The organism is Micromonospora sp. NPDC049102, from assembly GCF_043197485.1.
Classification (GTDB): Bacteria; Actinomycetota; Actinomycetes; order Mycobacteriales; family Micromonosporaceae; genus Micromonospora.
Map to the genome: position 1 here is coordinate 1 of NZ_JBICTE010000018.1, position 12,809 is coordinate 12,809.

The window sequence follows — 12,809 nt, forward strand, 5'->3', positions numbered from 1 at the left end:
ATTCCTGCGCCTGGCCTGCGCTCTCATCTGCTACCGCCGCGCCGACCGACTCAACCTGTTGACCAGCAACAAACCCAACTGACACACGGTCTTAGGTCACCTGGCTGGGGGCGGATGCGGTGATAAGCGGTATACCTCAGAGTCATATTCATACCTCTGAGGTATACCGGTCACCAGCACATCGCCACGGCGGGCAGCCACATCGGCACGGCGCACAGCCACAGCGGACGACCAGCGCCGTCCGGTCGAGCCGGGCTACGGCCGCTCGCGTGGCAGATCGGCGCGTGCCTGACCGTCGCGTGCCTGACCGGCGGCGGCGTTACCGGCCGGGAGCCGGTAGGCGGCGAAGAAGACCGTCAGTCCCACCACGACGGTGACTGCCAGCAGAGCGTTCTCCGCGACGCTGTCCACGATCGGCATCGCCTCCGCGTGGGCCAGGTGGTACAGCAGGTGTGGCGTGTTCGCGACGACCGACGCGGCCGCTGCGGCGAGGCACAACTCCCGCACCGGCCGCGCGGCCGCGCCCACCCGAGGACCACCGCCAACGCCAGGTAGGCGTAACCCAGATCGGACAGCAGGTGCCCGTTGTACGGGCCACCGGCGGCCACCCACCCCGCGCCGAACGGGAACCAGTCGAAGAACCACCGTGGCGCCACGGCCGCCGGCACGCCGAGGGCGAGCATCTGCGCCGCCAGTAGAGATGAGCCGATCCGAATCCACCGCATGGGGCTCTTCCTCTGCGCTTCTGCCTCGTCTGTCGGCATCTTGCCTCTGCTCAAAGGTTCGTTGACACCCTTCAACGTGGGCATCTATGGTTCGACCGTTCCTCGGCCAATGAATTAGTAGCACAGACTCGCTCACGGGAGGGGGCTGAGACGTTGCGATCGTACGGGTCCTTCATCGCAGGTCAGGACGTTGCAGCGGACAAGTGGGTACATTGCCTGCGCGCCTCGGCGGTGCTCGACGACATGCTGCCCCAGCTCTCTCTCAAGCGTGACCTGGACCGCGGCCGGCGCCACGACGGCGACGACCACCCGAGCGTCCTGGCCCGCTGTGCGGTGGCCGACGACGCCGTGGTCGAGCGGGCCATCCAGGCCGCCGCGGCGGCGGCGCCCGTCTGGGGCGCGATGCCGCTTCAGGTACGGCTCCAGGTGGTGCACCGGCTGCACCAGGAGCTGCGCCGGCGGCACGACGAGGTGGTGGAAGTCCTCGTCCACGAGGGCCACCCCCGCGCGCTCGCCGAGTGGGAGCTGGCCGGCTGCCTGCACGGCACCAGCCCCGAGACGATCGGGCTGTGCGCCGAGCAGATGCACCGGGAGTACGAGGACGCGAACCGGCGCCTGCTGGTGGTCCGCAAGCCGGACGGCGTCGTGGCGCTGAGCCCACCGCAGAACGCGGCGGCGGTCAACTCGCTGCTCGGCGTGCCCGCGCTCGCGGCCGGCAACGCGCTCGTCGTCAAGGCGCCGCGCGGGAGCCCCTACGGCGTGATGTACGTGTTGCGCGAGATCGTGGCGCCGATCCTCGACGAGGTCGGTGCCCCACCCGGCACCCTGAACGTCGTCTGTGGCCCGCCCAAGCGGATCCTCGACCAGTTCCTGGCCAGCCCGCTCGTCGATGACATCTTCTACTTCGGCAGCAGTGAGCTCGGCATCCCGCTCGGTGAGGACGCGGTACGCCGGGGCAAGAAGCCGATTCTGGAGCTGGCCGGCAACGACGGCTGCGTGGTGTGGCACGACGCGGATCTCGACCGTGCCGCCGAGGCGCTCACCGAGAGCTTCTTCGGGTCCGGGCAGATCTGCATGGTGCCCAACTACGTGGTGGCCCACCCGGCCATCGCGGACCGCCTGCTGGCCCGCCTGATCAGCCACGCCCGCAAGATCCGGCCCGGTCATCCCGAGGACCCGGACGTCCTGCTGTCGCCGGTGCTCAAGAGCGACCAGTTCAACCGGTACGTCGAGCAGGCCACCGAGAACGGCGCCGAGGTGCTCGCCGGCGGCAACCGGATGGAGCTGGACGGCTCGATCTCGTCCACCGGGGTGTTCGTCGAGCCGACAGTCCTGCGGGTCGACGGCCTGGCCGGGGCCCGGGCGGTGTGGGCGGTGGCCCGGGAGACCTTCTTCCCGCTACTGCCGGTGGTGGTGCCTGACCCGGACCACGGCGACGGCCTGCTCGACGATGTCATCGACTTCCTCAACGCCAACGAGTACGCCCTGCGTAACTCCGTCTGGACCGGCGACGACTCCACCGTCGAGCAGTTCGTCGCGCGGGTGCACAACGGCGGCCTGCTCAAGATCAATGATTCGCACATCGGCTTCGTTCCGTACCTGTCCACCCACGGCGGTGCCGGCCTGACCGGCGGCCCGCTGGGCGAGAGCAACTATCCGATGCTGCGTACGTCGCACCTACAGGGGATCAGCATCGGCCGCGACGTCCAACCACGGCGGGCGGCGCTCGCCTCCCCGCTACGTGCCGAGCAGGAGGGTCTGGCCGCATGAGTTTCCTCGATACCGAGCGGGATACCTGTGAGGCGTTGCTTCCAGGCCTGCTCAAGAGGCTGGGCGAGTTTCCGCTGATGGAGCTGGAACGTCGGGGCGGCCCGGGTGTCGCCCTCTTCCGGGAGGCCGGGGGCGCGGGTCTGGTGGTGCCCAAGACGTACCACGGGCTCGGTGCCTCCGCGCTCCAGGCCGTGCGGGTCACCCGCGCCCTGGCCGCCCAGGCGCCGTCACTGGCGGTCGCCACCACGATGCACCAGTTCTCGGTCGCCGGCCTGGTGGCTCTGGCCAGGGCGAACGTGGGATTCGAGTGGATGCTGCTGGAGGCGGTCGCCACCGACCGCCGGTTGGTCGCGTCCGGCTTCGCCGAGGGGCACGCCGGTCGCGGCATCCTGACGCCCACCATGACGGCCCGGCGGGACGGCAAGAACTGGCGGGTCACCGGTGCGAAGCGGCCGTGCAGCCTCTCCGCGTCGATGGACCTGCTGACCGCGAGCGTCGCCGTGCCCACCGAGGACGGCGGTACCCGCCTGGGTGTGGCGCTCATCCCGGCGGAGTCGCCGGGCATCACGATCGAGCCCTTCTGGGCGTCGTCGGTGCTCACCGGCGCCGAGTCCGACGCCGTGCTGCTCGACGACGTCGAGGTGCACCCAGACCTGTTCGTCTACCCGGAGGTCGCGCTCGACGGCCAGCTCGACGACCTGCAGACCGTCGGGTTCGTCTGGTTCCAGCTCCTGGTGACCGCGTGCTACCTGGGAGTGGCGTCGGCGCTGGTGGAGCGCGCGATCACGAGCGGCCGGGGGCCAATCACCGAACGGGCGGACGTCGCGACCGCCGTGCAGGGCGCGGCGATCATGTTGGACGGCGCGGCACGGAGCCTCGACGACGGCGACGGCGGCAACGACGCTCTCGGCCGGGCGCTCGTGGTGCGGTTCGCCGCAGCCAACGCGATCGCCACCGCCGTACGGGGCGCGGTGGATCTGCTCGGTGGGATGGCGTTCATCTCCTCGCCCGAGGTGGCCTACCTCTCCGCCGCGTCGCACGCGGTCGCCTTCCACCCGCCGTCGCGCGTGAGCGCCGCCGCGGAACTGACGGCCTGGTTCGACGGCCAGCCGCTCGTGGTGAGCTAGGGGGAGTGGTGACCAGCAGCGTAGAGACCGATCACCAGGTCCGGGACCAGGTCCGGAACAACTACCGACGGTTCCTGTCCCGGGGCCGCGCCAAGCTCGGCGACATGTTCGGCGGACACGTCGAGGTCGGTTCCGAGGGCGCGTGGGTATACACGTCGGACGGCGACCGTTTCCTCAACGTGGGTGGGTACGGCGTGTTCCTCCACGGTGCCCGGCATCCGGCCGTGGTCGCCGCCGTCATCGCGCAGATCCAGCGCCATCCGATAGCGACCCGGATGATGCTGGAGCCGTCGGTGGCCGACGCCGCGGCGGCGCTCGTCGCGGTGGCGCCTCCCGGCCTCACCCGGGTGCACTTCGCGGGCTCCGGCGCGGAGGCGGTGGAGGCGGCCATCAAGATGGCGCGTGTCCAGGGCCGGCGCAGGCTCGTCTCGACGGTGGGCGGCTACCACGGCAAGACCATGGGAGCCCTGTCCGTCACCGGGCAGGATCTCTACCAGCGACCCTTCCGTCCGCTGTTGCCGGACGCCACCCACGTCCCGTACGGGGACGCCGAGGCGCTGGGCGTCGTGCTGGCCGACGGACCGCCCGCCTGCGTGATCATGGAGCCGGTGCAGGGTGAGGGCGGGGTGGTGATCCCACCGCCCGGCTACCTGCGCGAGGTGTCCCGACTGTGCCGGGAGCACGGCGCGATCCTGGTGCTCGACGAGATCCTGACCGGCGTCGGCCGTCTCGGTCACTGGTGGGGCGCCCTCCGCGAGGGCGTGACACCGGACGTGCTGCTGGCCGGCAAGAGCCTGTCCGGCGGCATCGTGCCGGTCTCCGCCGTGGTCGCCACCGCCGAGGCTTTCCAGGCCTTCGACAAGGACCCGTTCCTGCACACGTCGACCTTCTCCGGCGCGCCGATCGCGATGGCCGCCACCCGCGCGGCGATCGGGGCCGTCACCGAGGAGGGGCTGGTCGACCGCGCGGCGACGCTCGGCGCCGAGTTGTTGGCCCGCCTGCGGGCGGTGACCGCCGGGTACCCGCACCTCGTGCGCGAGGTACGCGGCGTCGGGCTGCTGATCGGCGTGGAGTTCGCCGGCCCGGGGCTGGCGGGCGAGGCGATCCTCGAACTCCTCAACGCCCGGGTGATCGTGAACCACTCGCTGAACGCCAGCGCGGTGCTGCGCCTCACTCCACCCGCGGTGCTCTCCGGCGACGAGGTCGCCCTCCTGGTCGACGCGTTCGACGGCGCGCTGCGCACGCTCGGCCACCGCTATCCGACAGCAGACCGGCTGGGGGTCCACTGACATGCGACGGGTCGAGATTCAGGCGTTCCTACCTGGTGGGGACGGCTCCACGGTGTTCGACCAACTGGTCGACTTCGAACGTTATCCGCAGCTGGTCGACGTGGTCCAGGCCGTGACGGTGCAGACGCCGGCAGGCGAGCGACGGGTCGTCAGCTCGTGGGAGGTCCTGTTCCGCAACGGCATCCTCGCCTGGACCGAGGCCGACGAACTGGACCGCGACCGTCTCTCGATCGAGTTCGACCAGATCGACGGTGACTTCGACGAGTTCTCCGGCGCCTGGACGCTGCGCCAGGACCCGGACGGGGTGGCGATGACGTTCGTGGCGAGTTTCGACTTCGGCGTGCCCAGCCTCGCCAGCATCATCGACCCGGTCGCCGAGCGGGTGCTCACCGAGACGATCCACCACGTTCTTCGTGGATTGTTCCCGGCGGTCGTCATCCCGGACGGCGTCCTGGCGACCGCGGCGGCGGGCGTCATCGGGAAGGACTGACGATGGACCAGCAGAACACGTTCGACACGCCGACGACCGCCCGACTGCACCGCGCGGAGTACTTCGCGGGGCTCGCGCTGGCGAGCGGCGTCTTCATCGCGCACTGGGGCGAGATCCGGTGGCTGCCGGCGATCGGCCTGTTCCTCTACATCGACCTGATCGGTTACATCCCCGGCGCGATCGCCTACCACCGCAGCCCAGACGGGCGGATTCCGAAGGCCTACTACGTTCTCTACAACAGCATGCACAGCCTGCTCAGCGCCGGCTTGGTGGTGGCGCTGTGGGCCTGGCTGATCGGGCCCGAGTGGGCGCTGCTGGCCGTACCGATCCACCTCTTCGGTGACCGTTCGCTCTTCGGCAACCAGCTCAAGCCCTTCGGTGTGCCGTTCGAGCCCAAGCGCCTGCCCGCCTTCGACGCGCTGCTGCGCGAGGTGACCGGCCGTCCGTCGCCGTCGCGTGTCGCCGACGTACCGGCTGGCGCGCCGGCCACGTCGAGACCGACCTCGGTGGTCTGATGAGCCGGCCGGGCTCCGCGCCGAGCGGTTGGCAGCGTGACGATCCACGGGTCGCACGTCAGCCCGCCCTCGCCGGCGACGACGAGGCGTCCGTCGTGATCGTCGGTGGTGGGCTGGCCGGGCTCGCGCTGGCCTACCACCTGACGAACCACCTGCCCGCGAGCGACATCCTGGTGCTGGAGGCCACCGAGGTCGGCGCGGGCGCGAGCGGGCACAGCACGGGCATCGTCGGCCCCGGGGTCGGCGGCCCGATCACCAAGCTGGTCAAACGGTACGGGCGGGACCAGGCCCGGAACATGTTCGCCGCCACGCTCGACGGGATCGCCGCGCTGCGGCGGCTGGCCCGGACACTGCCCGACGGCTGCGAGCTGACCGAGGGTTTCCAACTCTTGGCGGCGTCGGCACCCGCACACGCCGGGTCGCTTCGTCGCCAGGCGCAGACCCTGGCCGACCTCGGCTTCGACGCCTCCTACCTGGACCGCGACGCCACCATCGGACGGTTGGGCAGCGTCCGCTACCACGGCGCGTTGTGCTATCCCGACGTGGCGCTGATCAACCCGTGGCTGCTGGTCCAGGCACTCCGGGCGGCGCTGCTCACGGCCGGGGTGCGCATCGCCGAGAACACGCCGGTCACCGCGATCACCGGCGGAGACCCGGTCACGGTGACGGCCGGCGGACATCGGGTACGCGCCAGACGCCTCGCCCTGACCACCGACGGGTTCACCACCGGGCTGGGACTGTTCAGCCGCAACGTCGCGGTGATCCGTACCCATGTCCTGCGCACCGAACCTGTGCCCGCCCACCTGCTCGCGCAGACCGGCTGGGACGGACGCGGCGCCGCCATCGACAGCCGCTCGTTCTTCAACTACCTGCGGATGACCGCACGCGGCCGGCTGCTGTTCGGCGGTGGTCCCGCCCTGCTGGAGCCGCGCGTGGACGAGCGTGGCATCGCCGCGGTGCGGGACCGGCTGGTACGCGAACTCGCCGCGACCTTCCCGGCGCTGGCGGACGTGCCGGTCAGCGACTTCTGGTCCGGCGCCACGGCATCCACGTTCGACCGGCTGCCCATCGTCGGTCCGGTGCCGGGCCAGCCGGGCGTGTGGTTCGCCGGCGCGTGGTGCGGACACGGCCTGGCTCTCTCCGCGCTCACGGCCGAGCTGCTCGCCCCCCGGCTGGCTGACGGCTCGAAGCCGGAGGCGGTCGACCCGATTGCGCCGCTGCCCGAGCTGCCCTGGCTGCGCAGCAGCGCGGGCCTCATGCCGACGGGTCGGGTCGGCAACCTGCTGCTGGCCGGCTACCTACGCGGACTGGACGCGGCCGACAAGATCGCCCCCGCCCGCCCAACTCCCACGACGTCGGCCGGGCCGACGCCGGCCGCCGGGCCCACCCGGCCGTCGGCCGCTGCGACAGCGTCGCCGGTAGGTACGGCCGAGGTGCCGCCTGCCCTGGACGTCGAGCTGCCCGCCCCGGTCGCGGGGCCGCCGGCGGCGGTCACGGGCGGCTCGGTCGTGGCCGGGAACCGTGCAGAGGAGCAGCAGGTCGACGTCGTGATCGTCGGGGCGCGGGTGGCGGGCTCGGCGCTGGCCGCTCGGCTCGCGGCGGCCGGCTTGTCGGTGGCGGTGTTCGACCGCGGTGACCTGCCCGCGCCGACCCTGTCCACGCACATCCTGCACGGCACCGAGGACCTGCGCGTCGAGGGCGTGTACGACACCGTCGTCGGGCTCGGTGTGCCGCCGCTGCACGACGTCCGGGTCCGGTTGGACGACGTGCAGCTGCACTTCCGCCACCCCGACGACCCCGGGTTGTGTCCGCCGCGGGACGTCCTCGACCAGGTCCTGCTGGACCGGGCGGTCGCCGCCGGCGCCAAGACCTCCACCGGCGCCGCCGTCGTCGGTCTGCGACGCGGCTCCGACGGCACGGTGAACGGCGTGACAGTCCAGCGCGCCGACGGGTCGGTCCGGGACGTGTCGGCACGGCTGGTGATCGGCGCGGACGGCCGCAACTCGTCGGTGGCCCGCTGGGTGGGCGCCCGGCAGTACCTCACCGCGCGCAGCGAACGAGCCCTGCTCTGGCGGTACTTCACCGGCGTCCGGATTCCGCCGGCGCTGCTGTGGCACCGCATCGGGGTGCACATCGTCTCGATCCTGCCGACCGGCCCCGAGGACTTCGTGGTCATCGCACAACCGCCGGAACGCCTACAGGGCGAGCTGGCGGGTCGTGACGTGGCCGGGTTCCTGCGCCACGTGGGATCGGTCAGCCCAGAAGTGGCCCACCTCGCGGCCTCCGCCGAGCCGGTGGGGAACCTCAACCGGGTGGTGCGCTACCCGTGCTTCTTCCGGCAGCCGTTCGGGCCGGGCTGGGCTCTGGTGGGCGACGCCGGGCACGCCAAGGACGCCACCCTGGGTCACGGCATCAACGACGCGCTGCGCAACGCGCGTGGACTCGCGGCGGTGCTCACGGCGCACTGGGAGCGACCAGCGGCGCTGTCGTCGGGGCTGGCCCGGTGGGCCCGCGACCGGGACCGGGCCGAACTGCCGAACTACTGGTACGGCCAGGACATCGGTCGGGGCGGCAGGGTCACCGCGATGGAGCACGCGTTCCTCGCCGGCCTTCGGCGCGACCCACGGGCCGTGGGCCGCCTCGACGACGTGATGGGCGACCGGCTCGACGCGGACCGCCTGCTCACCCTGCCCCGGCTGGTGGGTGCCGTCACCCACCGGATCACCGGCGGCGAATCCGCCTCGACCGTCGGCCGCGAGGCCGTCGACCTTGTCCAGCTCGCGTGGGCGCGCCGACGCGCGGCGACCCGCCACGCTCCGTCCGCTCCCTGACCGGTGGAGGTCGCTGCTGTGGAACCGTTGACCGCCCTGGACGTCCTGCGCCGGCACGGGCAGCATTCCAGCGCCGCGCTGGCCCTGAACAGGGACACGCGGCACTTCACCGTGCCCGGCCTCGACGGGTTCATCGCGTACCGGCCGGCCGGCCGGCGGCACGCCGTGCAGCAGGGCAGCGTGCATGCCGACCCGGACGACCGCAAGCGGCTGCTCGGCGCCTTCCACGGCTGGGCCGCGCAGGAGGGTCGCCGGCTGTGCGCGATCCAGCTCACCCCGGACGACCTCGACCTGTACGCCGAGTTCGGTTACCAACTCAGTCAACTCGGTGCCGCGTACTCGATCGACCTGGACAGCTTCACGCTGCGCGGCCGTAAGTTCGAGAAGGTCCGCAACAAGTTGGCCCGTTCCCGGCGGGCCGGGATCACCGTCGTGGAGGCCGGCCGGGACGTGCCGTACGACGCGGCGCTCACCGCCCGCCTGGACGCGATGGACGCCCGCTGGCTCGCCGACAAGGGCCGGCACGTCAAGCAGATCGAGTTCCTGGTCGGTGAACGTGCCCGCCAGGACGACCCCGTGCGCCGGCTGTTCCTCGCGCTGTCCGACGGTGAGCCGGTGGCGTACGTGTCGTACTCCCCGGCGTTCGGCCGGGAGGGCGGATGGCTGTACGACATCACGCGCCGCGAGCCGGACGCGCCTCCCGGCGCGGTCGACCTGGCGTTCGTGGTCGCGTTGCAGCGCTTTGAGGCCGAGGGGGTGCGGTGGCTGCACCTGGGCCTCACGCCGTTCCGGGAGCTGTCGGCCGCACACCAGCCGGCGTGTGGCAGCCACCGGAGCACCGACCGGTTGGTCCGGTTCATCGCCGAGCACGGTGACTGGATCTACCCGGCCCGCAGTCAGGCCGAGTTCAAGGAGAAGTGGCAGCCGAGGGTGACGCCCGAGTACGTCGGCTTTCATCCGAGCGTGTCCCTGCGTACCGTCTGGCGGTTGCTGCGGCTGACCCGGGCGGTGTGACGCCCCGACGGTCGTCTCCGGAAGCCGCGCGGGCCTTCCGGAGACGACCGTTCGTCTCAGCCTCGCGTCACTCGACGGTCAGGCGGACGCGCCGCCGGCGGGCCGCGACGAGCGCGACGACGCCGGCCAGCAACAGGAGGATGCCGGCGCCGGCGATCGTGAGGGCCTTGACGCCGGTGATCGGCAGGCCGGGACCGCCGGCCCCGCCACCGTTGCCCGTGCCGCCGCTGGGACCGGCGGTGGGGCTGCCGCTGGGACCGCCGCTGGGACCGCCGCCGACTGGAGCGCCCGGCTGGTCGACGGTGTACGCGCGCTCCACCGTGTCGGCCGTGACCGGGGACTTCGCCCGGAAGTAGTCGACAAGCACGGTGAGGTCGTTGTCGCCGGTCGCGAGTGGGTCGACACCGCCGGCGAGGGCTGTGAAGTTGTCGCCGCCCGAGGCCAGGAACGAGTTGACCGTCACCCGGTAGGTGCCCTTCGGGTCGATGACCGTGCCGTTGAGAAAGATGCGGTCGGCGACGACCCGGTTGCCGGCGGGACCGTTCGGGTCGTAGACGTAGCTGAAGCCCTTCGAGACACCCAGGTGGAGGAAGGGCCGCGACGCGCCCGCCGGTTGCCACTGCTGCTCCAGTGTCTCCTTGATCTCCGCACCGGTGTACGTCTTCGTGATCACGTCGTTGGCGAAGGGCTGGACGGTGGCGGCGTCGGCGAAGGTGACCGTGCCGTCGGGACGCTTGACGAAGTCGGCGCGCAGGCCGCCCGGGTTCATGAAGGCGATCTGCGCGCCACCCCGGTTGGCGGCGCGGGTGCCCTCCAACTGGACGTCCGCGACGAAGTTGCCGAGGGTCGACTCGTTGCCACGGTCCTCGACGCCCTCGGCGGTGACGGCGCGCTTGATGTCGGCGGTGATCTCGCCGATCTTCACCTTGCCCTGCACGTCGGCCTCGGCCTTGGTGTCGGCGACGAACTGCGTGACCGCCGGGTCCGCCGGGTAGTCCTTGATCGGAAGGACCGCGCCCTCGGCGGCCGTCACCTTGCCGTCGGCGATGGTGAGCTTGACCTGGTCCAGCGCGTCCCCGTACCGGCCGGTCTGCAGGACGAGCCGCTTGTGCCCCAGGTTCGGGACGTCGTACGCGCAGTTGTACGGGACGTGGGTGTGACCCGAGATGATCACGTTGATGTCGGCGCTGGCACCGGTCACGATCTTGCCGAAGGGAGTGGTCGGGTCCGCCACGGCTGCGCAGGCGGCGGCGTCCGTGCCGCTGGCCTCCGAGCCCTCGTGCACGAGGAGCACGACCGCGTCCACGTCGTCGTCGGCCTTCAGCTTCGCCGCGACGCGGTTCGCCTCGGCGGTCGGGTCCTTGAAGGTCAGGCCCGGGATGCCGGCCGGTGACACCAGCGACGGCGTCTCCAGGGTGACCGCGCCGACGACGCCGATGCGGACGCCGCCGACCGTCAGCACGGTGGACTCCGCCAGGCGGCCGGGAGCGGCCTCGGTGCCCCGGTACACGTTCGCGGCCAGGTACGGGAAGCCGGCGCGGGGGATGACCCGGTCGTTGAGGTCGTCGAACCCGCGGTCGAGTTCGTGGTTGCCGATGCTCGACGCGTCGACGCCGATCATCTTCAGGAAGTCGATCGTCGGCTCGTCCTTCTGCACGAGCGAGATGAACGGGGACGCGCCGATGCTGTCACCAGCCGACATGACCAGCGTGTTGTCGTTTTCCGCCCGCAACTGCTTGATCATGCCGGCCATCTGGGCGGCGCCGCCGACTCCCGCCGTGGGCGCCTCCAGACGGCCGTGGAAGTCGTTGAAACCGAGGATCTGCACCTCGGTCGGCGCGGCCTGCGCCGGGGCCGGCGCGGTGCCCAGCACGACGAGTGTCGCCGCGGCCGTGGCCAGTGCCGCGCGGATGGGAAGGGAACGCAACTGATACTCCTCATCAAACCATCGGTGGAAGCGCCGTCCGGGCGCCCCGAAGGAGACTGCTTGATCTTCGCGCTCATGGTCAGGCATGTTTGTGAATGGCGAGTAACGTAGCCGGTCACGCGACGATCAGGTAATTTCCGGCGCTGAGCGTCGCTCGTGCAGAGCGGGCCAGACCCGGTCGGCGGTCAGTGGCAGATCGGTGAAGCGGACGCCGGTCGCGTCGCGCAGAGCGTTCGCCAGCGCCGCGGCGACCGGGTTGAACGGGCTCTCGCTCATCGACGTCGCGCCCAGCGACCCGACGGCGTCGCAGCTGGCGAAGCCGTCCCCGCCTCTGCCGTCCCCGTCGGTCCGGACGCCGGCCCGACGAAGGCCGCGCCACCCGAGCCGCCACGAGCCCGGCCAAGCCAGCGGCCACCACGGCGCAGGCGCCCGCGACCACGGCGGCCCTGACGTCGGCCGTGACGCCCGCGCCCACCCGCTTCGGCCCGGGCGGACCTGGCGGCGGGGGATACCCATGCCGGCGTCGCTGCCGCTGGTGACCGCCACGTCGTGACGTCCCCTGGGCGGTGACCGCCTCCTTGTTACAAGATAATGTCAATAGCCATAACTAGGCAGCACGCGTACTACCTGCAGTACCGCAACGTGCGTCCGGACTACGTGGACCGGCTGTGGAACCTGGTGAACTGGACCGACGTGATCTGGCGTTTCGACGCCGCCCGCGCCGCCACTCCGAAGATCTGACCCGGCGTGAGTGGGTAAACCCCCGAGGCGGCCGAGATCGTGCAGCGCGCTGCCGGGGTCATCGCCGCGAAGCATCGCGGTGACCTCGCGGGCGCGGAGGCGTTGATGTCGGCGTTCGGCTCCGAGCAGGCCCGTACCCTCGGCTTCTACCTGCTGGCGGACCTGGCGTACCTGTCGAGGACCGGGCGGCGATCTTCGACCGCTTCGTGCGGGGACGTGCCGCCCACACCCGTCGTGCCGACTACGCCCCCTCATCGCTCCACAGTGAGCCGTTCCGCTCACGAGCCGTCCGAGATTGATCGCCGGATGTCGTTTGGACCGGAGAGGTCCGTGGGTATCAGCCCGCCGGCTGATCGTCCAATCGACGGAGACCCTCGTGA

The 12,809-nt window shown here is 71.4% G+C and carries 10 protein-coding genes and 1 pseudogene; 8 read left to right on the top strand and 3 right to left on the bottom strand.

The window, feature by feature from the left end; all coding sequences use genetic code 11:
* Positions 1-255: 255 nt before the first annotated feature.
* The gene (locus tag ACGFH9_RS18300) at positions 256-528 is read right to left on the bottom strand and encodes a hypothetical protein (protein WP_393220486.1); all 273 of its coding nucleotides are present in this window, start codon (positions 526-528) and stop codon (positions 256-258) included.
* A 428-nt stretch (positions 529-956) separates the two neighbouring features.
* On the opposite strand from ACGFH9_RS18300, the gene ACGFH9_RS18305 reads away from it, so the two are divergent.
* Genes ACGFH9_RS18305 through ACGFH9_RS18335 form a run of 7 tightly spaced genes read left to right on the top strand, consistent with a single transcriptional unit; the run spans position 957 to position 9,761 of the window.
* Complete coding sequence (locus ACGFH9_RS18305) at positions 957-2,495, top strand: aldehyde dehydrogenase family protein (RefSeq protein ID WP_393220489.1); 1,539 nt, start codon at positions 957-959, stop codon at positions 2,493-2,495.
* The gene (locus tag ACGFH9_RS18310; RefSeq protein ID WP_393220492.1) at positions 2,492-3,622 is read left to right on the top strand and encodes an acyl-CoA dehydrogenase; all 1,131 of its coding nucleotides are present in this window, start codon (positions 2,492-2,494) and stop codon (positions 3,620-3,622) included. The genes ACGFH9_RS18305 and ACGFH9_RS18310 overlap by 4 nt, the downstream gene beginning before the upstream one ends.
* Before the next feature lie 8 nt (positions 3,623-3,630).
* Positions 3,631-4,911: an aspartate aminotransferase family protein gene (locus ACGFH9_RS18315; protein WP_393220495.1), complete on the top strand. Its 1,281-nt coding sequence runs from the start codon at positions 3,631-3,633 to the stop codon at positions 4,909-4,911.
* 1 nt (position 4,912) lies between these two features.
* Entirely contained in the window at positions 4,913-5,401 is a 489-nt protein-coding gene (locus tag ACGFH9_RS18320; protein WP_393220497.1) for a type II toxin-antitoxin system RatA family toxin, read from the top strand.
* A gap of 2 nt (positions 5,402-5,403) precedes the next feature.
* On the top strand, positions 5,404-5,916 hold the full coding sequence (locus tag ACGFH9_RS18325; protein WP_393220499.1) for a hypothetical protein: 513 nt from the start codon (positions 5,404-5,406) through the stop codon (positions 5,914-5,916).
* Positions 5,916-8,747, top strand: coding sequence for an FAD-dependent oxidoreductase (locus ACGFH9_RS18330; RefSeq protein ID WP_393220502.1), 2,832 nt, complete (start codon positions 5,916-5,918; stop codon positions 8,745-8,747). Before ACGFH9_RS18325 ends, ACGFH9_RS18330 begins: the two co-directional genes overlap by 1 nt.
* 18 nt (positions 8,748-8,765) lie before the next feature.
* Entirely contained in the window at positions 8,766-9,761 is a 996-nt protein-coding gene (locus ACGFH9_RS18335; protein WP_393220504.1) for a bifunctional lysylphosphatidylglycerol flippase/synthetase MprF, read from the top strand.
* Between the two features lie 67 nt (positions 9,762-9,828).
* Here the strand turns inward: ACGFH9_RS18335 and ACGFH9_RS18340 are convergent, their stop codons facing one another.
* Both ACGFH9_RS18340 and ACGFH9_RS18345 read right to left on the bottom strand, forming a co-directional pair.
* The gene (locus ACGFH9_RS18340; RefSeq protein ID WP_393220507.1) at positions 9,829-11,688 is read right to left on the bottom strand and encodes a bifunctional metallophosphatase/5'-nucleotidase; all 1,860 of its coding nucleotides are present in this window, start codon (positions 11,686-11,688) and stop codon (positions 9,829-9,831) included.
* 126 nt (positions 11,689-11,814) lie between these two features.
* Positions 11,815-11,964 (bottom strand): hypothetical protein, encoded by a 150-nt coding sequence (locus tag ACGFH9_RS18345; RefSeq protein WP_393220510.1) that lies wholly within the window; start codon positions 11,962-11,964, stop codon positions 11,815-11,817.
* 336 nt (positions 11,965-12,300) lie between these two features.
* Between ACGFH9_RS18345 and ACGFH9_RS18350 the strand changes: the two are divergent.
* Positions 12,301-12,429: pseudogene (locus tag ACGFH9_RS18350) on the top strand (Fe-Mn family superoxide dismutase); the annotation flags it as partial.
* Positions 12,430-12,809: the final 380 nt, after the last annotated feature.

Bases quoted from the DNA above. Each gene is read 5' to 3' on its own strand.
- ACGFH9_RS18310 (WP_393220492.1), top strand. From the start codon at position 2,492: ATGAGTTTCCTCGATACCGAGCGGGATACCTGTGAGGCGTTGCTTCCA.
- ACGFH9_RS18330 (WP_393220502.1), top strand. From the start codon at position 5,916: ATGAGCCGGCCGGGCTCCGCGCCGAGCGGTTGGCAGCGTGACGATCCA.
- ACGFH9_RS18345 (WP_393220510.1), bottom strand. From the start codon at position 11,964: ATGAGCGAGAGCCCGTTCAACCCGGTCGCCGCGGCGCTGGCGAACGCT.
- ACGFH9_RS18325 (WP_393220499.1), top strand. From the start codon at position 5,404: ATGGACCAGCAGAACACGTTCGACACGCCGACGACCGCCCGACTGCAC.
- ACGFH9_RS18320 (WP_393220497.1), top strand. From the start codon at position 4,913: ATGCGACGGGTCGAGATTCAGGCGTTCCTACCTGGTGGGGACGGCTCC.